Consider the following 23,268-nt stretch of genomic DNA (forward strand, 5'->3'; position numbering starts at 1 on the left):
TGACTTTTTGCGTTCCAGACTTTTTTAAGATCTCCTACTCTAAGTACTCTTTTTCTCTTAGGTATTTTTCATCACCTGTCAGTTCATATAAAACATCCAGACAGTACATAGCACTTTTATTATTAAGATTTTTACTAAGTTCATAGGATAAATCATAAATCATTGAAAGCACTTCATTATCAAGAGAAAAGTAAAAACCGTCTTTTTTAAGAGTTTCTATAATTTCTTCGGTTACAGGGGTATTTAAAATTTCTGCCTTATTAAGAATATTCTGTATTCCGTCTTTTGCAATTTTTGTTTCTAAAATACTTTCACTTACATAAAAAAGAGCAAGTGAAGTTTTATAATCTTCTTTTAAAAGATAATATTCGCCTAAATATGCATAATACTTACTGTAAGATATTTTATCAAGGATATAACTTCTTACTGCTTTTAATACAATGCCAAGTTTATTTTCATCCTTTGTTTGTACAAAAAGACGGGCAAGTTCATAAAATATGTTAGGGTCAACAGGGTTCCAGTAAAGAGCATTTTTAAGTGCTTCTTCGCACTCTTCAAATCTTTCATAGGCTAAATCTATATGCCCTTTGGTTAAATACAGAGTTCTAAAATCTACTCCGCTTCTTTTTATATATTTTTGAGAAGATAATTTCATATCATATAAATAAAACTGGATAGGAGAATCAAAGCAAAAAAATCTTTCCGCTTCATTTTCCACAAACATTCCTTTTGTTTTAATAAGTACTTCTTCTATTATCTCATATGCGGCGTCATAATCGTCTTCTTTTATATACTCGCCTATTTCTTCTATCTCATCGTTTATCATTTCAAGGTCTATCATTTTAAACTCCTTTTTGAAACATCTACTTTAACTTCTTCTATTTCGGTTTTTAAAAAAAAGTCATAAAACATTTTATTATCAGGTAAAAATAAACAAAGTGCTACAAGTGGGAATGCAAAATACAAAATAAGAACTTTTATAATCGGTCTTAATATTTTTGCTATAACTTTTTTCCCGTTATATTTTACTTTAATACCAAGCATTTTTTTACCTATTGATTGCCCTAAAACTTCGCACACTGCATAATAAAGGAATAAAAACACCAAAGTTATTGCAGTAAGATTCATATTTACTTCAAGGTATGAAATTTTAAAGGTTACATCCTTCATAGACTCTAATATAAAAGTATGATATATAGCATAAACAGGTAGTCCTATAAAGAACATATCTATTATCCCTGCATACATTCTTCTTATAACTTTTTTCATCTTTCCACCTCTTTATTTAAGTTCAACAATGGTTACTCCGTCTTCCCCTTCGCCAAAAAGACCTAAACGGAACGATTTTATATTAGGATGCTTTTTAAGCATTGCGTGAATTGCAGAACGAAGAACACCTGTTCCCTTTCCGTGAATGATTGATACTTTTTCAAGTTTTAACATAACTGCATCGTCGATATATTTTTCTGCATCCATAACTCCGTCAGCAACGGTTGCACCTCTTATATCAATTTCGCTTGTTATGGTTTTATTTTTAAGTTCTGCCTTTTTAAAGGTTGTATAGGTTGTTTCCTTCTTTACTTGAGACTCGTCTATACAAAGATTTGACACATTTGTTCTTATTTTTAAAATACCTGCCATAACAACAAGATTTCCGTCCTTATCAGGAAGTTCTACAACTGTTGCGCTCTGGTCAAGGTCGATTAGTTTAACGCTTGTACCTTTAAGAAGAGTTTTAGGGTTAACTGCTTTTACCTGTTTATTTTTTGAAGTTATAATTTTCGAATTTGCCTCTTTAATCTTTTTGGAAATTCTTTCGTTTGCTTTTGTGGTTTTCTTGTCAAACTCTCTCTGGCTTTCTTCTTTTCTTAAATTTCTTAATTCTTTTATTAAAGATGCCGCTTCTTCTTTTGCTTCTTCTAATATTTCTTTTGCCTCTCTGTTGGCATCATCTATAATTTTAATATATTTTTCTTCGCTTTTTTGTTTTTCATCTGTTAGTTTGCGCTTTAATTCTTCCGATTCAAGTTTGAATTTATTGGCAAGTTCCCTTTCTTTTTTAAGGGCAATTCTTGTTTTTTCAATTTCTGATAAAACATCTTCAAACTTAATATTTTCTTCATTAAGCTGCTCTTTTGCTTTATCTAAAATTTCATCAGGAAGACCTAATCTTTTAGAGATACTAAAGGCGTTACTTTTTCCAGGAGTTCCTATTATCAGTTTATAGGTAGGGCGAAGTGTTTCCACATCAAATTCGCAACTTGCGTTTATAACACCTTTAGTGGACAATGCATAAAGTTTAAGTTCGCTGTAATGGGTGGTAGCCATTATTTTAGCGCCTTTTTGTCTTAAACTTTCAATTATTCCTATTGCTAAAGATGCACCCTCTACCGGGTCTGTCCCTGCGCCTAACTCGTCAAATAATACAAGTGAGTTATATTCTATATTGTTTATAATATCAACTATATTTACCATATGGGAGGAAAAGGTTGATAAAGACTGCGCAATACTCTGCTCGTCTCCTATATCTGCAAATATATGAGAGAATAAGGAAATCTCACTTTTATCACCTGCAGGAATCATAAGACCTGATGCGCCCATTAAACATAAAAGCCCCACGGTTTTTAAAGATACAGTTTTACCGCCTGTGTTAGGCCCTGTAACTATTAAGGAATCATACTGACCGCCTAAGATTACATCAATGGGAACTACCTTTGTTTTATCAATTAAAGGATGACGCGCTTTTTTTAGGTTTATATAACCTCTTTCGTTTATAACGGGTTTTGTTCCTTTCATTGATACTGAAAGTTTTGCCTTAGAAAATATAAAGTCAAGGTCGCATACTATATTGTAGTTATTTAAAATCTGCTCTCTGTTTAACCCGCAATGGCTTGTTATATCAAACAAAATTCTCTCTATTTCTTTTTCTTCTTCCAAAAACATTTCCTTTAAGGAATTATTTATTTCAACAACCTGCATAGGCTCAACAAAAACAGTAGAGCCTGATGAAGAAGTATCGTGAACTATCCCCGCAATTTCCCCTTTATGCTCGATTTTAACAGGCAGAACAAATCTGTCCCCCCTCATAGTAACAACGGGGTCCTGAAGATATTTCTGATAGGTTGTGGAAGTTATATATTTATTTAAAACTTCTTTTATTTTATTATGAGTTACATTGATTTTCTTTCTTATAGCATAAAGTTTAATACTTGCATTATCTGCGATTTCATCTTCGGATATAATCTTAGTTGATATTTCTTCTTCCAAACCTCTTAAAACAACAAGACTGTCAAAATAGGAAGATAGTTCTCTGTCTTCTGACGCATAGTCTTTTAAAAGGCGTGTTGTTTTTAAGAGTTTTCCTATATCCAAAAGTTCTCTTGTATTAAACACTGCGCTTATATCAAGTCGTTTAATATGTGCCAAAACATCCTGTACTGAATAAAAAGGAGGGTTACCCCTCTTTAATATAAGAGAACACGCATCATTAACTTCATTTAAAGAAAAATTAAGTTCTTCTGCATCAGAAAAAGGCTCAATTAAAAGTGCCTTCTTTTTATTGGGCTCAATAACACATAATAAAGAGAGCATTTCTCTTATTTTATCAAATTCCAACTTAATATAACTTTTTTTACTCATATTTCTTCCTTAATTTTTTAAAGATTGAAGCGGTGCAGGAATTCTTCCGCCTCTTTTTATAAATTCTTCTGATGAATATGGGTTTACTCTCATAACAGGCCCATATCCCAAAAGACCACCAAAATTAACGCTATCCCCTACTTTTTTACCTATTGCAGGAATAACTCTTACTGCAGTTGTTTTAGAGTTTACCATACCTATTGCCGCTTCGTCTGCAATAATTGCCGATATAGTTTCTGCTGATGTATCGCCAGGAATAATTATCATATCAAGACCAACCGAACATACACAGGTCATGGCTTCTAATTTTTCTATTGATAAAGCACCTTTTGCAACTGCATCTATCATACCTGCATCTTCACTTACAGGGATAAATGCTCCCGATAAGCCTCCCACATGAGAACTTGCAAAAACTCCGCCTTTTTTAACAGCGTCGTTAAGCAGTGCAAGGGCTGCAGTTGTTCCGTGTGTTCCGCATTTTTCAAGGCCCATTTCTTCTAAAATATATGCAACACTATCTCCTACTGCCGGAGTTGGTGCTAAAGATAAGTCTACTATTCCAAAAGGCACATTAAGACGCTCGGATGCTTCTCTTGCAACCATCTGCCCCATTCTTGTTATTTTAAATGCAGTCTTTTTAATAGTATCGGCAACTGTTGCAAAATCTGCTCCTTTTACTTTTTCAAGAGCCGATTTAACAACCCCGGGGCCGCTAACGCCCACATTTATTACACATTCAGGCTCGCCTGCACCTAAAAAAGCACCTGCCATAAAAGGATTATCCTCAGGAGCATTACAGAACACAACAAGTTTTGATGCACCGATAGAATCGTTATCTTTAGTCCTTTCGGCAAGGTCTTTTATTACTACACCCATTTCTCTTACTGCATCCATATTTATTCCTGCTTTAGTTGTTCCTACATTTACTGAAGAACATACTTTTTTTGTTTCGGAAATGGCTTCGCCTATTGAGTTTATTAAAATTCTGTCTCCTTTGGTATAGCCTTTATGCACAAGGGCAGAAAATCCGCCTATAAAATCAACCCCTGTATCCTGTGCAACTTTATCAAGCATTTTAGCATAAGGAACATAAGTTGATGCATCAGACGAACCTGCAATAAGTGAGATAGGAGTTACGGATATACGCTTATTTATAATGGGAATTCCCATTTCTTTTGATATATTTTCCCCTGTTTTAACCAAATCTTTTGCAAGATACATTATTTTATCATATATTTTTGTTATGGACTTTTTATGGTCTTCACAGGCACAGTCAAGTAAGGAAATACCCATTGTTATTGTTCGTATATCAAGGTTTTCCTTTTCTATCATATTTAAAGTTTCGATTATCTCTTTATTTGAAATCATTTTTTATACCCCTAAATTCTATGCATTTCATTAAATATATCTTCTAAGCAGATAGTAATTTTTACTCCAAGTTCATTACCTAACTTTTCTAAATTTGATGACAGAGTATCAAAGTCGCATAAAGATTTTTCAATATCACTCATCATAACCATTGTGAAAATATCCCCCATAATTGTCTGAGAAATATCAAGGATATTGATATTATTATCCTTTAATACTCCACTTACGCTGTGGATAATTCCAACCTTATCTTTTCCTATAACTGTTATTACTGCTTTTTTCATATTTCTATCCTCTCTATAACCTGTCTGCTTTTGAAAAATACTGGTATAAATCGCATTTTAGCATACCGTTATATAACTTTCTTTTCTTGGTTGCTTTTTTGCCGATTAAAGTTTCAAACTTTTCATTAGGTGTTATAACAAACATATTCCATCCTAATAAGTTTTTATAAACTCTTCCTAAATCTTTTATTATTTTTTCGCTTTCTTTTAAAGTAAGAAGTCTTTCCCCGTAAGGAGGGTTGCAGACTATTGTGCCGCCTGTTTCTTCGCTTTTAAAGTCGGCAACAGGCAGTCTTTTAACAAATATTACATCGTTTACTCTTGCAAGTTTTGCATTGTTTATGGTTAAATCAACACAGTCATAATCTATGTCTGATGCTATAACTTTAAGATTTGTTTTTCTTATTTCGGACAGTGCTTCTTCTCTTGCATCCTTTAAATAATTTTTTGACATTTGTTTAAAGCCTTCAAATGCAAAATGACGGTTAAGACCCGGAGCAATGTTTTTTGCAATCATTGCTGCTTCAATAGGAATTGTGCCTGAACCGCAAAACGGATCGCAAAATACACCATTATAACTAAATCGGCTCATAGTAACAATGGCTGCGGCAATAGTTTCCTTTAAAGGCGCCATATTTGACCTTCTTCTGTAACCTCTTTTATGAAGACTGTCTCCCGAGGTATCTATCATTAAGGCTACCTTATCTTTTATAATAGAAAATTCTATTTTATATAAAGAGCCTGTTTCAGGAAACCAGTTTATTTTATAACTTTTAGTAAGCGACTCAACAATTCCCTTTTTAATAATCGCCTGACAGTCTCTTACGCTAAACAACTGTGATTTAACACAAAAACCGTTAACAGGGAACTCACTGTCTTTTAAAAGCCATTTTGACCAGTCTAAACTTTTGGTTTTTTCAAAGAGTTCATCAAAGGTTACGGCATCAAATTCTCCCACCTTGATAAATACTCTTTCTCCGCATCTTAGCCACAGATTTACCCTTGCAACTGCTTCAAAGTCTCCTAAAAAGGTAACTCTTCCGTCAATTACTTCTGTGGTTTCATATCCTAAATTTCGTATTTCTTTTGCAACCAATGCTTCTAAGCCGAACATTGTTGTTACAACTATTTCAAATCTCATCATCTTGTTTTTTATACTCCATAAGATTATAATACTGCATATTTTTTAATAGTTCGATATTTGTAAGAACTTCATTTGAGAGTTCTTCTGTAAAGCCCTCTTTTGTTAAATAGTAATAAGGAGAAAATACCTGGACATCCTTTTTTAATTCATTTAAAAATGCAAAATACGGAGTCATCTCCATATTACCGTATGCTAAAAGTTCGGTGGCTAAATAGTTTGAGGAAATTGCTCCTCTGTAACCAGTAAGAACTTTTCTTCCTGATTTTTTCTCTCTTTCTTTAAATTTTGTATTGGAGAATATAAGATACTGTGTTTTATGCTTATTATAATATGCTTCTTTATTTTCGCTTGTGATATCGTAGCCTATTAAATCATAATAGGAAAGTTCAGCATCTAAAAACGGCAGATGGTCGCCAAAGAATAACACAATAACAGGCCTGTCAAGTGTTTCTATATAGTCTTTTATTATTTTTAAGAAATTATCTGCATCTTTTAAGCCCTGAACATAATTATCAACCGTATAGTAGGCTGTATCGTCCATTCCTTCTACACGCTTTATGATATCTTCCTTTTCGGTGTCTTCGTTTATGTAAGGTCCGTGATTTTGTAAAGTTACCAAGAAATTAAAATAGCCTTTTTCGCCATTTTTTTCTATATGCTCCCTGTAATCATCAATAAGCATTTTTGCCGCTTCGGTATCGTTTGCATAAAAGTTTGTTTCTTCCATTTTATAATCAAGGTCTTCGCTGAATTTAGTACGGTTAAAGCCCATACATTTATAGGCAAACACCCTGTTATAAAACCAACTGTGCCCCGGGTGCATTCCCACTGTGTCAAAGCCGTATGAATTAAAATATTCGGCTAACGAATATACAGGCTTATCCACAAAGGTTTTATAAGGCACAAGAGAGTTTTTGTCAATTAAATAAATACTTGCACCGCTTAGTGCTTCAAACTCAGAATTAGATGTTTCCCCTGCAAACCCAGGGACAATAACATCTCCGTACATCCCCTCTTTTTTTAGTTGTGAATAAGTCTTAAGAGGGTCAATATTAAATTCTAAATTTTCGGCTTGTCTTATATCGAAAAATGCTTCGCTCATAATCATAAGCACATCGGGCGGAGAATTATCCTCCGCCCCTTTTGGTTTAAGAATTGTTTCAACACTCATTAAATCATAGTTTTCGGGCTTTTCATATTTCTTTCCTTTAGCCTTATTTACAAATGAATAGATAAAGCCATGACCGTTTACATTATCCACTTCGTTATAAAAGTTGGTAAATGTGGTCATTTTATCATATAAATAAGTGTCGGAATAAAAATACTCATATCCTAACATTGATAAGAAAATTGTAAGAAAAATTCCTGCAAACCTTGTTGTAAATTTTATCTTTTCATTCTTTATAAATTTAAAAATAAAAAATGAAAATACCATTATAAATAAAGTTGCAACTATTACCTTTAAGTCTGCCTTTATAGTATAATTTCCGATTATTCCTGTGGCCTCCTTGCCTAAAACAAGGTCAACTGCTTTAAGAGGAACTTGTAAGAAATATATTTTATAATGGTTAATTATAAGCAAAACTTGTGTTATAAGGGATACTAATATACAGCTTATATTAAGTTTCCCCGTCAGGAAGAACAAAAACGCCATAATAAGAAAATATAAAGACATATTAACTGATAAAATTATAGGCGAAAAAGCATCAAAAAAAGATGAGAAACTGCTGTATCCTACATGCATAAAGGCTTGTACACAACTTAAAACCAAGGATACTAGAAGTATTACTTCAAAACTTCTTTTTGACGAGAAAACCATTATTTCCTGTTTTTTAAAAAGTTCCCTTAAATATTTCATAGTGTTGAAATTACTCCGTCTTTATAGACAATGTCGCATTCGCCTTCTATTAAAGGTTTTGCGTATTTTATATATTCATCAGTAACGAAGAATCCGTCTTCTGTAATCATTGAAGCAGGCATAACTTTTTCAAAGTTTGCAACATCTTCTGTGTTAAATGCCTGATATTCTATTTCGTATTTATCACTGTCTTTTCTTACATAGCCTACCATAACGCCTGTTTTTCCGTCTAATGCAAATTTTACACCCTGGCTACCTGCGTTAAATGATTCTTCAATATCAGTTTTAGATGTTAAAATAGAGAAACTTCTCTGAATTGTACTAAATTCAATAGGTCTTATTTTCCATGAAGTTTTTTCTTTTAACAATGCTTCAATTGTTTTACATACTCCGCCAAGTTGAGCGTGATTAAACCCGTCTTCCTTACCGTCTGTTACGCTTACAGATTCGCAAACTAATTTTCCGTCTTTATCTTTAACACCTTCAGAAACTGCGATAACAACTTTATTCTTTTTATTCATTATTTCTTCAAGTTTTACGATAAGTTTATCTATATCAAATGCAACTTCAGGTAAACAAACAACGTCAACATAAGTTTCGCCGTCCATATTTGCAAGTGCTGCTGCAGCAGTTAACCATCCTGCATGTCTTCCCATTACTTCGATTACTGTAATTGCAGGGATATCATATGCAGTGTTATCTTTTGCAACCTGTTTTGTAGTGTTTGCAACGAATTTTGCAGCAGAACCGTAACCAGGTGTATGGTCGGTTAGTGCAAGGTCATTATCAATAGTTTTTGGAACACCGATAATTTTTACATCATAGTCAACTGTTTTAAAATATTTAGAAAGTTTGTTAACTGTATCCATTGAGTCATTTCCGCCGATATAGAAGAAATAACCTATATCATATTTTTTAAACATTTCGTATATTTTTTCGTATGTTTCCATATTGTTTTCCATATCAGGAAGTTTTTTTCTGCAAGAACCAAGGTATGCAGATGGTGTTTGTTTTAAAATTTTAATCTTTTCATCATCGCTAAAGAATGATAAATCGATAATATTGTCTTTTAAAACGCCTTCGATACCATGTTTTGCTCCGTAAACCTTTCCAATTTTTTCAGATTTTAAGCCCTCGCTGATAACCCCTGCTAATGATGAGTTAATTGCAGCAGTAGGCCCCCCTGACTGTCCAACTAATAAATTTTTTCCCATTTTATATATCCTCCTTTATAATAAGACCATTTATAATCACCATTTTAGGTGAACTTAATATATCTAAAGGGTCAGACGAAAAGACAACAATGTCTGCATCGCATCCAACCTTTATTGACCCAACTTTATCGTCAATGCCAAGTGCTTTTGCCGGATTTATTGTTATAGCCTTTAAACTTTCCATATACGGAAGCCCTGCTTTGTAAGAAAGGGCGGCGCATATTGTTAAATGCTCTAAAGGAATAACATCATGGTCGGTTATAATTGAAACCGACACGCCTTTTTCATATAGTTCTTTTGGTGTAGAATATGTTTTGTTCTTAAGTTCAGGCTTTGACCTGCCTATAAGAGACGGACCTACAAGGCAAGGATAGTTATACTCGCCAAGTGCATCCTTTATTAAATGCCCCTCTGTGCAATGGTCAATAGTAAGAGATAGATTAAACTCTCTTGCAATTCTTATTGCACTGAATATATCGTCTGCTCTGTGAGCATGAGCCTTCATAGGCATTTCCCCTTTTAGAAGAGGAATAAGGCTTTCGCATTTTATATCAAAATCAGGTTTTTCATTTTCTTCAGGATCATTTTCATAATCTTCTAATTTACTAAGATATTCCTTAGCCTTTAAAAGTTGTTCCCTGATAAGAGCAACTGCTCCCATTCTTGTCATTGGTGTCTGCCCTTTCTGGTTGTATATCCCTTTTGGATTTTCGCCAAAGGCAAACTTCATTGCTGCGTTTTCTTTTACTATCATATCGTCAACGCAGTTACCGTAAGTTTTTAAAATAGCAAATGTGCCGCCAATAACATTAGCGCTCCCAGGGCCTGTTGCAACAGTTGTTACCCCTGCCATAAGCGCTTCCCTAAAGCACACATCCATTGGGTTTATAGCATCAATTCCTCGTATCTGAGGGGTAACAGGGTCGGTAGATTCGTTAACATCATCTCCCTCAAAGGTAAGACCGTCTTCTAAAATTCCCACATGGCAGTGCGCATCTATAAATCCGGGAAATACCATTTTGCCCTTAAGGTCTTTTACATCTTTATCAAGAGGACAATTTTTCATATCTCCCACATCTTTAATTTTTCCGTTTTCTATCACTATGTATCCTGAATCTATTACCTGGTCATTATCCATAGTATATATTTTTGCATTTGCAAGAATCATAATTCCTCCAAAGTTTTCTGCTTTTTATTATGTTAAAAAATTTAAAAATTACTCGTCAGTAGTTTTATCGTTTTCTGACTCAGTTGTATCATCGGTGTTTTCTTCATTATTTTCTTCTGTTTTTTCATCTTTAGAAGGCTTTGATGCTTCCTTTAATTCCTGCTCTAATTTTGAAACTTTAGAAGAAAGTTCCTGATTTTTAGAAGATAAACTTTCGTTTTCTGCTTTAAGAGTTTTATTCTGCTCAAGCATTCCGTTATACATTTCTTTATATCTTCCTTCTTTATCAGCCTCGCTTACATTATTCTGCTCAGCCTGAAGTTTCTCAGAATCACTCATTATCTGCTGATATTTCTCATAGTCCTCGGCAAACACAAGTTTGTTGGCATTTATTATTATAAGTGCTGACCCTACGAAAGATAAGAAAAATAAAGTGAGAGTTGTAAGCACATATATTGTCCAGAATTTTCTTTTTTTAGGATTAACCTGCGGTCTTCTTACCATAATATTTTCTTCCTTTCCTACATTTTTATTTCTCTCATATTATTAACATCCCATACATAAGATTTTATTTGGCTTATATCTATTCCTAAAGATTTTGATAATGCAAGTTTATACATTTTAAGTTGAAATGCGTATTCTTCTTTTATCTTTTCAATGCCCCCTAAGGTATATTTATAGTCTATTAAATATATATCCCCTTTAGTATCTTCAAAATAGCAGTCTATTATTCCCTGAATAATCATCTTTCTGCCTTTAAAATCATTATTTTGGTCTTTATAAATTTCTTTTATATCTTCTCTTAATAAAAATTCCTTTTCTCTATGCACTTCTTTTGCACGAAGCATTTTTATTCCTATATACGAGTCAAAAAAGCCCTGAATTTTTTTAAGGTCAGAATGGGTAAGTTTATCTTTTATATATTCATTATCCTCTATAAAATCTAAAATTACTTTCATTTTATTATCGCTGTTTTTAAGAAGATTTAAATTTATATTTTCAAATATGTAATGAATGAGTATTCCTCTTTCTTTAGCAGTAATTTTATTTTCGCCACGAAAATCAGGAACATAAATCTCATCTGTCATCCCTGCCTCAAAAACATCCTCTTCTTTAGCCATAATTTTTCTTGCTTCGGTTACGGATATTTTTTCAGGGATATTAAGAAACTCGTTTAAATATTTATACTCATATTTATCTGTAAACTCTTCTTTTTGCTCATTTGATAACTCTTCTTTTATAAGTTTTATTTCTCCCTTATCTACGCCTTTTATATCAGGAATGTCATCATAGACATAAATTTTAATTTTGCCTGAGGCTATATTAAAGAGTTCATCGTCGCAAATATCACTGTCAACCTCATTATTTTTATGTTTTAAAAGAGGCGGTAATATCATATCAAGATAACTTCCTAAACCCTTAAAGTCGATATAGGATATACTGTCTTTATTTACAAGCCCTGTATTTAAATAACTTGTATACCATTCTTCTTTTGAACTTTTCTTAACGCAACCTGTTAAAATAAGTTTATATTTTGCACGGGTAAGTGCAACATATAAAATTCTTGATTCTTCTAATAGCAGTTCGCTTTTTTCTTCTTCGGTTATAATATTTTTATATATAGACGGATATTTATAGCCTATTTCATTATTAACCGAACTGTAACCTACCCCTAAGGATGAACTTAGTATAATATCTAAATTAAAGTCCATACGGTTAAACTTTTTATCAATTCCCTGTAGAATTACAACATTAAACTCCAGCCCTTTGGAACTGTGAATAGACATTACCTTTACTGTGTCCTGATTATCGCTTATTTTAGGGTTTAAAATTTTAGTGTTCTGCGATATTATCCTGTCAATATATGTAACAAACGAATAGATACCCTTATATTCATCATCTTCATAATCCCTCGCTATGTCAATAAGCCTTTCAAGATTTTCTTTACGCTTACTTCCATTTGGATATCTTGTCTGCATTTCCACATAAAATGTATCATCATATATCTTTTTTATCAAACTCTTTAAATCATATCTTTTTGAATAATCTCTTAAACTTTCGATATATGAGTGGGTATTTTTATCCTTTTCGTTTTCTGATGCTTTTAATAATTCGTAGAACGAAGCCTTTTTATCTATCACACGAAGTTTTAAAAGTTCATCATCTGTATATAAAAAGATGTTTCTTAATGCGCCGATATATGAAATATCGTCATACGGATTATCAATTATCTTAAGAAGTGATACAAAACTTTTTATTTCAACCGTATTAAAGAACTGGGTTTTATCCTCGTATGACACAGGTATACCATAAGCCGACAGTTCTTTTAAAAGGGCCAAAGTTTTTTCGTTAAAACTTCTTGTAAGAATTGTTATATCTTTATAGGATACTCTTTTGTTGTCTATTAAAAAGTCTTTATCAGAAACCATCTTTTTAATAGTTGATGCAATAACTGCCGCTTCCCTCTTAAATCCTTCTTCCTCGCCCAGACGCTCACTTATAGCAAGTTTTATCTCGGTTGAAAAATGATGTGAAGAATTTTTTGAAAAATCGCCGCCGCAGATAAGTTTTTCTTCCTTGTCATAGTCAATGCCTGAAATATCCTTACTCATTAAAAATGAGAAAATCATATTAACAGTATCGACAACATTAGGATGGCATCGATAATTTAAGTTAAGGTTTACAACTTCACCTGAATTGTTATCTCTGTATTCCTTTATTCTTGTTAAAAACAGATTTGGGTTAGCATTTCTGAACCTGTAAATGCTTTGTTTAATATCCCCTACCATAAAAAGATTATTATCTTTTTTAAGCAGAGTAAAAATTTTTTCCTGAACATCATTGGTATCCTGATATTCGTCAACTAAAATCTCATTAAAACTATCCCTTAAAGGAATAAACTCGTCTCTTAAACATCCATTGTCGCAAAGAAGTTCTATTGTTAAATGCTCCAAGTCATTAAAATCAAGATAGCCTGACTGGTACTTTTCCTGTTTGAATTTTTCGTCAAACAAAAGAACAACTTTAAACAACTTACTTATTATATCATAATCTTTTGTATTTTTCAAATTTATTTCTATAATTTTTTGAGAATATGTTTCATTTATTTTAATAATATGCTTTTTAACCTTATCTCTTACCTGTTTTATAAGTTCTAAGTAGATAGAATTTTTAACTGTCGGAAGCCTTTTAAACTCTATATTATTTACAAGTTCTAAGGTTTCTTTTAAATCATCACATTCAAGGACCCTTTTAAAATATAGGCTCTCTTCCTTAAAAAAGTCATAATAAACCTGCATATCGGGGTTATCTTTTACAAGCGATATAATAAAAGAATATTTTTCTATACAGGATAAAAAAGTATTATTTATAAATTTATTTAAACTTTTTGCATATATAGAATTATAAAAATCATCGTCCCCTGAAATTTTATAAAGGCTTTTTTTAACCCATTCTTTGTAATCAGGGATGCTTATTAAAAAGTTATATACTATTACTATTAAATCGATAAGTTTAGAGTCATTATTTATTGCACCGTAGGTTTCTGAAAGCATAATAAACTCTTCGTCAGAATTTTCATAATATTCTGAAATCATTTCGGATAAAATCTGATTTATCATTAACTGTTTTTCAGTTTCGTTTATAAGAGAAAACTTACTTGGTACATCTTCGGATAAAAGATGGGAATATTTTTTTATTAAATCAAGGCAGAACGAATGAACGGTTGATATATTTGCTCTATCAACCAACAGTAACTGTCTTTTTAAGTTGGAATTGTCCTTGTCTTTTTTTAGGCAATCACGAATTGCACTTTTAATCTTCTGCCTCATTCCTGATGCTGCAGCATTAGTAAAGGTTACAATTAAAAGTTTATCAATATCGACATTCTCTTTTACGATTTTTCTTATAATTCTTTCAACCAATACTTTTGTTTTGCCAGACCCTGCTGCTGCAGAAACCATTAAAGAAGAATCTTTGTGTTCTATTGCCTTCATCTGATTTTCGTTAAACTTAATTTCGCCCATCAGTTCTCCTTATTTAGGGAAGATTTCATCCCTTGACATTTTTTTAATATTAACAACATTGTTATTTTCACTGTCAAACATACACACACCGTTATACGGACAATAATCGCAGGATGTGTGATTATCATGATGTATAGGACGGATAGGGAATTTCCCTTCAAATATCCTTTTTCCACCGTCTTCAATGTTATCTCTTACTTTACTCATAAGAATTTCAAATTCTTTTATGGAAAGTGAGTTTTTATCTTTTGGAATTCCTAAGTTGTCTACTTCAAGGTCTACTATATCCGACTTATTGTTTTCTAAAAATTCACTGTCCATAGCAAGAGCGTTATCAGTTGTGTTAAGATAAAAACCTTTCATGGTAAGTTTCTTTCTTATTCTTGCTTCAATATCTTCTGCTTCTTCGGGAGAAGAAATTGATATCATAGGCGATTTTAAAGAAAGATATAACATTCCTCCAGGTTTTATACGCTCAATTTTTTCTTTGCCGATTACGGTCATAAGATAAATTGCAAGTTGCATTTTTATTCCGTATATAACCTCATAAAAACTAAGGGTATGCTCAGAAGATTTATAGTCTACAATTCTTATATATTCATCTGAGTCCTTTTCAAATTTATCTACACGGTCGATAACTCCGTTTAAAACTATTTTTCTACCTTCCCCTGCATCAAAGGTTATACCAGAAAGTTCACTGTCTTCCCTGCCGAAATCTACTTCAGAGCCAACGGTTTTAAAACTGCCTCTTATAAAATGTTCTCTTAAAAGATTTATTGTTTTATAAGCAGTTGCCCATAATTTTCTTTTAAACACTTCTCCTTTTACATCAAGGTTAAAAACTCCGTTATTTGCCTGTGATACCGCTTTTTCTAAAATTTCAGGCAAAGTTTTCTTTATATATAAATCGTCAACATCAGAAAACTGCTTATTATCTTTTACAAGTTTTTTAGAAAACTTTTCCAAAACAAGATGGATAACTGAGCCAAGATTTAAACTGTTTATTAAAAATTCTTCCTTTTCTTTTGCCTTTAAAATATATCTTAAAAAGTAAGAGTATGCACACGCATTGTACTTTTCCATATTAGTTGTACTTACTCTTAAAGTATCCCCTACAAGTTTTGATATATTTTTCTTATCCACTTTAACATTTCCAAAATCAGGGTTGTTAAGAGAATTAATAGTGTCTTCAATAAACTTAAGGTATTTTTCATCCTCACAAAGATAGGATACTGCCATATTATCCATATCCTTATCCACACTAAAGGAAGACAAAGTATCTTTTAAAAGATTTCTCTTTGTGTCATACACTATATTTTCATTCTTTATCTTAATATCAAACATTTCCAAAAGTTCGCATACCAGTTCGCTCTCTATTTCATCTGTTGCACTTTTGGAATAAGCAGAGTAAAAAATAGCAAGGCTTATTTCAGGCGATGTTATAATATCATAAACTTTAAGTTTATTTTCGGTTATTTTAAGTTCATAACTCATAGAAAGTTCAATACCGAAATCAGAAAGTAAAAGTCGCTCTTCTTCGCTGATTAGACCTTCGCCGAAATTAAGGGAAGGAATTTTTCCGTCATTTGCTCCTAAAATATATATGTACTTATATCCGTTATTAAAAAAGCCCATAGGTTCGGTTACAAAAACTGAGTCAAAAATAACAGGCACAGACCCGATATTTTTATTCTTTAAAGATGAAATAATTATATTTTTGTAATCGTTAAAAGGAACCTTAAGTTCAGAAAGAATAAGAGTTGTTCTTTCCATACTTTCTAAAATATAATTATAAACCTGAATAAGTTGTTTACCCTTTATAATATCCCCTTGCTCTTTATAATCGTTAGCATAAGATGTTAAGGTTTTATCTAAATCTATCTTTATAAAGAATTCATACAAAAGATATGAATACTCTTTTGAATTTTTTGCACCCTTTATTTTTTCCTTTAAATCTATAACCGGTTTTATTGCTTTTTCATATACTTCTTTTAATTCTTCTTCATTGTCAATTATAAAGTTATATGCCTTTTTTTCTTCTATTATTGCATCAAAAGGTTTAGACATAAGATGATATGCCCTTATACCTGTTCTTTTTATAAACTCTTCAAAGGCAAATATTTTAGTCTCTTCCCCTTTGAAAAAATAGCCCGATTTAAGATACCCCAATATAACATCCATACGGTTGCCTGAGAGTATTATATTAAAGATATTACCAAGAAGCGCTGCAACAGGCATATCATAAACCGATTTCTTCTCATTTGCATAATACGGAATACTAAATTTTTGCAAAGATTCGTGTACTAAACTTAAGTATTCCTTAATATCAGGCACAATAACTGCCATTTCATTAAGTTTAGCATCTTTTTGTTTTATATCCGATACAATTTTAGATGCTAAATTTTCGCACTCATATTTTGGATTTTTACATTTATAAATATTTACGCTTTCATTTTTATCTTTAAATTTAAGGGGCCTGTCCAAAAGGTCGTAATTATCTTTTATAAAGTTAATTTCTTTATTTTTTATCCCGTTAAATTCAAGAATTATTTTTTTAAGTTCAACTTTTTCTTCCTGAGCAATTTTTTCAAGTTTTCCTTCGGTAAGAATTAAGGTGTGGTTAATATCAGCGTTCGTTCCCTTTCTTTTCTTAAGATACGGTAAGGTTACAAAGATATTATTGCCTGTTTTTAAAAGCGATTTTATAACATAAATCTCTTCGCCTGTAAAACCTGTGAAAGAGTCTATATAAATATTATAATTACAGTAAAGATTTTCTTCATTGTTTTTATTTGCCGAAGACACAAGTAAATCATCAAGGTCTAAATACACATCCTTGATTTTTTCACTGTATTTACTGTATATGTAACTTATATCTTTTAACTTATCTTTTAAGTTTTTATTTATATCTTCCCTTTTTGAAATTTCTTCTAATATGTCGCATTCAACAAGGTATTTTTTAAATTCAGAAATCTGTGCACTTAGTTTCTCGGCAAATTCAGGGCTGCTTAAAGAATTTTTAAAGGATGAAAGATTATCCTTATCTTGTAATAAAATTTTTTCTATTATAAGATTTTTCGTATCATTATCAAGAAGTTTTATACGGTTAAAGTTCTTATCGTCGCTTAAAATTTTTCTCGCAAGTTTTTTAAAACTTAAAATTTTAACATTAAAAAAAGATTCTTCCCCCAACTCATTTAATATAAGTTTCTCATAAAGAAAAAGAGTTTGTTCGGGAACAATTATTATACTGTTCTTATTTTTTTTGATTTCTTCTAATATAAAAGAAGTTTTTCCGGACTTTTTTTCGCCCAAGATAAGTGTTAAAGACATAAATTTTACCTTCTTAATTTATTTCTTACTGTGTTCATATAAAAAGAAAAAAACATACTGAGTGCATAATCATATACAAATAGTGCTATAACCAATATAACATAAACCACGCCAAAAGAAAATTTTTCATTTAAAGTAAGCATCATAAATGATTTTAGAATAGTTACCGATGCCACACTGATAAAAATAAAAAACAAAGTTTTAACAGTAAGTTCTTTTGACATTTTATTTATTCTTTCAATATAACTTTTTATAATCGGATAGTAGCCGAAAAAGGCTGTGTAATAAACAGCATTTATTTTACCAACAGGAAGCACGAAGGACAAAATCGCTACTGAAAAAAATGTAAGCAGGGAATATTTTGTTCCCCCTTCTATCTGCATTACTAATACAAAACATGAAGCAAGTGCTATAAAAAACAAAGTGTTAATACTTATAACACTGCCAAGCCATAAAGAAATTACCGATAATGCTGTACATATCCCTCCAAAAACTAACAACAACTTATCAAGTCCCCTCCCATACATTCACAACAAGAATCAAGACACCATAAGTTAAGGCAACAGTCAAGCGTATCGTGCGAGTTATATCCGCCTTTGTTGCTATAAGTTCTGTATGCATTCGCTCGTGCAACAAACTGATTGTAATAAGACCTATACTCCTGATTTGTAGGGTCCATTGACACTGCAGTTTGAATATAAGTGTATGCCCTGTCCTGCCACCCTCTTTTAAGTGCGCAAAGACCTTTTAGGAAAAACCATTCTGCATTTTTTAAAGAAGCACCGTCTAAAATTGCTTCGGCTTCTGCAATTTTCCCTTGGTTTATAAGTGCTCTTACATTTAAAAAACTACTGTTTGAACTGTTATTATAGGTTGAATTGCCACTGGATTTTGTGCCTGATTGGTGGTTTTTCTTTATTATTTCATATGCTTCGTTTATTTCTTTTAATTTTTCTTCGGCTAAATCTTTAAGAGGATTATCAATATATCTGTCCGGATGATATTTTTTGCAAAGATTTTTATGAGCCTGGTCAATAGTTTCTTTGCTGTCATCAGGCGATACTCCAAGCACTTTATACGGATCCATTTTATTTTTCTCCTTTCAGTACACGGTCTTTCGTTTTTCTAAGCCCTAAATATACTATGTTTTCTACCGTGTCTCTATTCTTTTTAAAATCTAATAATTCAAATGCTGATGCTATACTTTCCAAAGTTAATGTAACAATTAAATCATACTCTTTACTTACCTTTTCTTTAAAGGTTCTGCCATCCTCTCCATTATATGAATACCTTATAAGAAATGGGTTATAGTTTTTATTTTTTATATCCTTTTCTATATCATCAAGCGCATCTATAATATAAATATAACGCCCTAAATGATAGGAAAATTGCTCTAATGCTCTTTTTACAGAGTCTGAATACTCTAAAGAATAATGCATAAAAAGAGTTTTTAAAAGTTCGCCAAAATTATGGGCAACTTCGTCTATATCCCCTGACTTTTCCTTTTCTAACTTGCAAAGCGCGTCAAGATAAAACTTTATTTTTTCATATTCGTAAGGGTATTTTTTCTTAGCCTTTTTTATATGACCGTAAAAAATTAAAAAAGACAGAAGACTTTTTAAATTCTTATTATCATTAACATCGTCTTTTAATTTAAAATATGTAGTTATAACACTCATATACGCGCTGTATAAAAGATACTTATCATTCTTTAAAACAAAAGTTTTATTAAAAGGATGAATAATGCATCTTTCTCTTTGAACTTCCATTTTTCCGTCTTTGAGAGAAGAAAGGATAAGCGCTAAAAAAGCAAAGTCATAGTTAAGGGTAAGCCTTGTTTTTAATGAAAACTCTCTGCCTAATGTTTTACATAAACCACAGTAGAAAGAGCAATATTTATTATAATCTTTTACCTTAAGTTCGTCTTTATAAATATTAACATATCCGAACACATACTCACCCTCATCATAAGTTTTCTTTATTATACTACATTCAGAATAAAAATAAAAGAAATTTTGTGTAAATTTTTTATAAATTATAATTGACTTTTAAGAGAAATAAGTATAAAATTTTTAATATATATAATGATAACTTTAAAAAAGAGGAGAGAATTTAAAAATGAAATTTATTGTTTGTAAAAATTATGACGAAGTATCAAAAGAAGCAGCAAAAATTATGATTGATGTTGTTAAAAACAACCCTAAAGCAACATTAGGTCTTGCAACAGGTTCTTCACCAATCGGTATGTATAACTGTATGGCAGAAGCATACAGAAACGGAGAAGTAAGTTTTAAAGATTGTAAAAGTTTTAACCTTGACGAATATTATAAAATCTCAAAAGATAACGACCAGAGTTATTTCTACTTTATGAATGAAAATCTGTTCTCTAAAATCGACATTGATTTAAAGAACACAGATATTCCAAACGGCGAAGCAGATGATTACGAAAAAGAATGTGAAAGATACGATAAAAAAATCGAAGAAAACGGTGGAATTGATGTTCAGGTTTTAGGAATAGGCAATAACGGTCATATCGGTTTTAACGAACCTGAAGAATGGTTATATTCAAAAACTCATAAAACAGGTTTAACTCAGTCTACAATCGAAGCAAATAAGAGATTTTTTGCATCTATTGACGATGTTCCTACAAGCGCTCTTACAATGGGTATGGCAACTATCTTAAAAGCAAGAAAAATTGTTATGGTTATTTCAGGCAAAGCAAAAGCAGAAGTTACCAAAATATTAAAAGAAGGCAGAATTTCAACTTCCTGCCCTGCAAGTATTCTTCACTGCCACAATGATGTTACAGTTATTTGTGATGAAGACGCGTATAACGGTTAATAGTTAATTTTAAAAACCCTTCAAAGATTTATAAATCTTTGGAGGGTTTTTAATTTAGAAACAATTTTTGCACTTATTATATCCTGAATTTAAAAGCTCCTGTAAAGAACCTTCATAATATTTTTTATTACTTTCTTTTATATCTTTTGCACTACTGCAGGTAGAATTATGAATCCGTTTTGTGTTGGTATTAAGAATAAAAGATGTTTCATTTACAACTTGAGAAGTTTTATCTTCCTTTATGGTCTGAGGTTGGCTTTTTCCTGTTGCATAATTTATTTCAACTCCCGGTTGAACATTATAGCAATATACATTAAAGGATATGCCCTCGCCATTATCTTCTACCGATAACGCTTCCATTAAAATTCCGTCTGCTATAAGGTTAGTGCCTGTATAGATAGGTGTAACACGGTATAACACATGGTTATTTGTTTCTTTTATATAGTCGGCAACCATATTTTCAAAAGGAAGCATACCTTCAACATTTAAGTATCTGGTTCCTGTGATAAGATTTCTCTCGTTGGCGTTTTCCCCTGTAAGCTGAAAGCCTATAAGATGACAACGGTTATAAAGGTATTTTCCGTCTACAAAATCATATTTTACAGTATGCCATCCTGCAGGTTTTACCTGACCTATACTTTCCCTGTCCTTGGTCGGCATAAGGTCTTTGCCTATTACTGCGTAGGCAAATGAGCATCGTCCCAAAGAATCAAGAGCGCTGTAATATTCAAAAGATTTTTCACTATGTTCCTCTTGGGTAAAAAACGGAACATTACCGTTAACTACTGCATATGCCTTGCCCGAATACTTTGGAATATCTTTTAAGGATAACTTAGTTTCTTTAGCCTCTTTTATCTGTGTAACAGGTTTTTCTAATGTATCAGTATTAACAACTTTGTCATTATTTTTGTTCTGAACTGACACTGTATTATCATAAGGAACATTAAGGTTAATTTCATCCCTTTTAGAATCATTTATGAAACTTCCTGATATAGTTATAATTACAAAGATAATAAAGGCGTATTTAATCCACTTTTTCATAATGAACCTCTCTTATTATGTCATGACTAAAGCCCGGAAATTCTTTAGAATATACTTCCTTATAACATTTTGGTATATCTAATATAAGGTCGCAAGGGTAAACTCTGTTCCAGAAAAAAAGGATAATTTTTTCCACCTTGTTAAAGTCGATATTATTTGTATCCTCAATAAATAAAAAATCTCCCTTATCTGCTTTTTCTAAAAACATATTGTCAACACACACATTGCAATCTTCAAATAAACTTTTGGAATATTCGCTTATTAACAGTTTTTCCCCTTTTGTAATTTCACAGATTCTTTTTGTAACTTCTCTGTCCTTGCTTTGTCTTCTTAAATTAAACATAAGCCCGAAATTATCGTCTACACAGGCAATAATAATCATAAGATTTCTCCTTATTTAAAGTTTACATTCGCCCAGATGATTTACATATAAATCACAGTTATTTTTAATTTCGTCCTGATATTCTTCATAAAAATTATCATATACACCTACAACGAAAAAACCTGCTCCTTTAGCAGTGCTAACAGCATACGGTGCATCTTCAAAAACAACAGTGTCTTCCTTTTTTTCACCAAGTTTTTCAAGTGCTTTTTCGTAAATATCTGCACTGTTTCTCTTTTCGCTGCCAACTTCACTGCTTGTTATAATAAAGTCAAACATATTAAATATGTTATGACGCATCAGCGCATTCTCTATAAGAGGTCTTGGAGATGCAGATGCTATACACATCTTAACTCCCCTTTTTTTAAGTTTATATAAAAAAAGATGAACATATGATTTTAGTGGAATAGAAAATCTATAATAACTCTCTATTGTTTTTATAATTCCCTCTTCTATTGTCTGTGGTTCAAAAGGTAAATCAAAGCGTTTTTTAATATATTCTCCTGCTTTAACTACTGTAAGAGAATCTATAATTTCTTTATCTTCTTTACTTACTTCTATCCCCTGTCTTGATAAATATTTATCGGTAACATTACCCCAATACCCCATAGAATCAAGTAGTGTACCGTCTAAATCAAAAATTGCTGCTTTCATTATGTACTCCTTAAAAATGTTGTTTTCTATTTAAAAGAGTACCATATTTATAAATTAAAGTCAATTCAATAAAAATTATAAAAAACATCTTTACAACTTAAAAAATATATGTTATAATATTTTGGTATTTAGGGGTATAGCTCAGTTGGTAGAGCAGCGGTCTCCAAAGCCGTGTCCCTATGTTGCAAATATTGCATAATAAAAACTTAATATGGCGCTCTTTAGGGGTATGATGTAATGGTAACATGCCGGTCTCCAAAACCGTTCTTGAGGGTTCGAGTCCTTCTACCCCTGCCAATATATTTGGCTCAAACACT

19 protein-coding genes and 1 tRNA gene are annotated in these 23,268 nt (G+C 31.8%); 2 read left to right on the forward strand and 18 right to left on the reverse strand.

Annotation, left to right across the window (positions count from 1 at the left end):
• Positions 1-34: 34 nt before the first annotated feature.
• The 15 genes from IKZ35_04550 to IKZ35_04620 are packed head-to-tail and all read right to left on the reverse strand — an operon-like array spanning position 35 to position 19,985.
• Positions 35-841: a hypothetical protein gene (locus IKZ35_04550; protein ID MBR4893231.1), complete on the reverse strand. Its 807-nt coding sequence runs from the start codon at positions 839-841 to the stop codon at positions 35-37.
• A complete protein-coding gene (locus tag IKZ35_04555; GenBank protein MBR4893232.1) occupies positions 838-1,269 on the reverse strand; it encodes an RDD family protein in 432 nt (143 codons plus the stop codon). Before IKZ35_04555 ends, IKZ35_04550 begins: the two co-directional genes overlap by 4 nt.
• 12 nt (positions 1,270-1,281) lie before the next feature.
• The gene (locus tag IKZ35_04560; GenBank protein MBR4893233.1) at positions 1,282-3,639 is read right to left on the reverse strand and encodes an endonuclease MutS2; all 2,358 of its coding nucleotides are present in this window, start codon (positions 3,637-3,639) and stop codon (positions 1,282-1,284) included.
• A gap of 9 nt (positions 3,640-3,648) precedes the next feature.
• On the reverse strand, positions 3,649-5,007 hold the full coding sequence (locus IKZ35_04565) for a PFL family protein (GenBank protein MBR4893234.1): 1,359 nt from the start codon (positions 5,005-5,007) through the stop codon (positions 3,649-3,651).
• A gap of 11 nt (positions 5,008-5,018) precedes the next feature.
• Positions 5,019-5,291, reverse strand: a complete 273-nt coding sequence (locus tag IKZ35_04570) for an ACT domain-containing protein (protein ID MBR4893235.1) — start codon at positions 5,289-5,291, stop codon at positions 5,019-5,021.
• A gap of 13 nt (positions 5,292-5,304) precedes the next feature.
• Positions 5,305-6,435 (reverse strand): class I SAM-dependent RNA methyltransferase, encoded by a 1,131-nt coding sequence (locus tag IKZ35_04575; protein MBR4893236.1) that lies wholly within the window; start codon positions 6,433-6,435, stop codon positions 5,305-5,307.
• Positions 6,422-8,293 (reverse strand): sulfatase-like hydrolase/transferase, encoded by a 1,872-nt coding sequence (locus IKZ35_04580; protein MBR4893237.1) that lies wholly within the window; start codon positions 8,291-8,293, stop codon positions 6,422-6,424. The genes IKZ35_04575 and IKZ35_04580 overlap by 14 nt, the downstream gene beginning before the upstream one ends.
• Positions 8,290-9,507, reverse strand: coding sequence for a 6-phosphofructokinase (locus IKZ35_04585; protein ID MBR4893238.1), 1,218 nt, complete (start codon positions 9,505-9,507; stop codon positions 8,290-8,292). Before IKZ35_04585 ends, IKZ35_04580 begins: the two co-directional genes overlap by 4 nt.
• A 1-nt stretch (position 9,508) precedes the next feature.
• Positions 9,509-10,675, reverse strand: a complete 1,167-nt coding sequence (locus IKZ35_04590; protein MBR4893239.1) for an amidohydrolase — start codon at positions 10,673-10,675, stop codon at positions 9,509-9,511.
• 48 nt (positions 10,676-10,723) lie between these two features.
• Positions 10,724-11,179, reverse strand: a complete 456-nt coding sequence (locus IKZ35_04595) for a hypothetical protein (GenBank protein ID MBR4893240.1) — start codon at positions 11,177-11,179, stop codon at positions 10,724-10,726.
• 17 nt (positions 11,180-11,196) lie between these two features.
• A complete protein-coding gene (gene addA / locus IKZ35_04600) occupies positions 11,197-14,700 on the reverse strand; it encodes a helicase-exonuclease AddAB subunit AddA (GenBank protein ID MBR4893241.1) in 3,504 nt (1,167 codons plus the stop codon).
• A gap of 9 nt (positions 14,701-14,709) precedes the next feature.
• Entirely contained in the window at positions 14,710-18,033 is a 3,324-nt protein-coding gene (locus IKZ35_04605) for a PD-(D/E)XK nuclease family protein (GenBank protein ID MBR4893242.1), read from the reverse strand.
• 5 nt (positions 18,034-18,038) lie between these two features.
• The gene (locus IKZ35_04610; protein MBR4893243.1) at positions 18,039-18,536 is read right to left on the reverse strand and encodes a hypothetical protein; all 498 of its coding nucleotides are present in this window, start codon (positions 18,534-18,536) and stop codon (positions 18,039-18,041) included.
• Complete coding sequence (locus IKZ35_04615; protein MBR4893244.1) at positions 18,527-19,120, reverse strand: DnaJ domain-containing protein; 594 nt, start codon at positions 19,118-19,120, stop codon at positions 18,527-18,529. The genes IKZ35_04610 and IKZ35_04615 overlap by 10 nt, the downstream gene beginning before the upstream one ends.
• A 1-nt stretch (position 19,121) precedes the next feature.
• The gene (locus IKZ35_04620; GenBank protein ID MBR4893245.1) at positions 19,122-19,985 is read right to left on the reverse strand and encodes a hypothetical protein; all 864 of its coding nucleotides are present in this window, start codon (positions 19,983-19,985) and stop codon (positions 19,122-19,124) included.
• A 166-nt stretch (positions 19,986-20,151) separates the two neighbouring features.
• Here IKZ35_04620 and nagB point away from each other — a divergent pair, with 166 nt between their 5' ends.
• Positions 20,152-20,874 (forward strand): glucosamine-6-phosphate deaminase, encoded by a 723-nt coding sequence (gene nagB, locus IKZ35_04625; protein ID MBR4893246.1) that lies wholly within the window; start codon positions 20,152-20,154, stop codon positions 20,872-20,874.
• A gap of 54 nt (positions 20,875-20,928) precedes the next feature.
• Here nagB and IKZ35_04630 read toward each other — a convergent pair whose 3' ends face one another.
• The 3 genes from IKZ35_04630 to IKZ35_04640 are packed head-to-tail and all read right to left on the reverse strand — an operon-like array spanning position 20,929 to position 22,951.
• Positions 20,929-21,915 carry a DNA/RNA non-specific endonuclease gene (locus IKZ35_04630; protein ID MBR4893247.1) on the reverse strand — a complete coding sequence of 329 codons (987 nt, stop codon included), beginning with the start codon at positions 21,913-21,915 and terminating at the stop codon, positions 20,929-20,931.
• Complete coding sequence (locus IKZ35_04635) at positions 21,899-22,297, reverse strand: ribonuclease Z (GenBank protein MBR4893248.1); 399 nt, start codon at positions 22,295-22,297, stop codon at positions 21,899-21,901. The genes IKZ35_04630 and IKZ35_04635 overlap by 17 nt, the downstream gene beginning before the upstream one ends.
• A gap of 15 nt (positions 22,298-22,312) precedes the next feature.
• Positions 22,313-22,951, reverse strand: a complete 639-nt coding sequence (locus IKZ35_04640; protein MBR4893249.1) for an HAD family phosphatase — start codon at positions 22,949-22,951, stop codon at positions 22,313-22,315.
• A 223-nt stretch (positions 22,952-23,174) separates the two neighbouring features.
• On the opposite strand from IKZ35_04640, the gene IKZ35_04645 reads away from it, so the two are divergent.
• Positions 23,175-23,248, forward strand: a tRNA-Trp gene (locus IKZ35_04645).
• Positions 23,249-23,268: the final 20 nt, after the last annotated feature.

It is taken from the genome of Clostridia bacterium, from assembly GCA_017554615.1.
Classification (GTDB): domain Bacteria; phylum Bacillota; class Clostridia; order UMGS1840; family HGM11507; genus SIG450.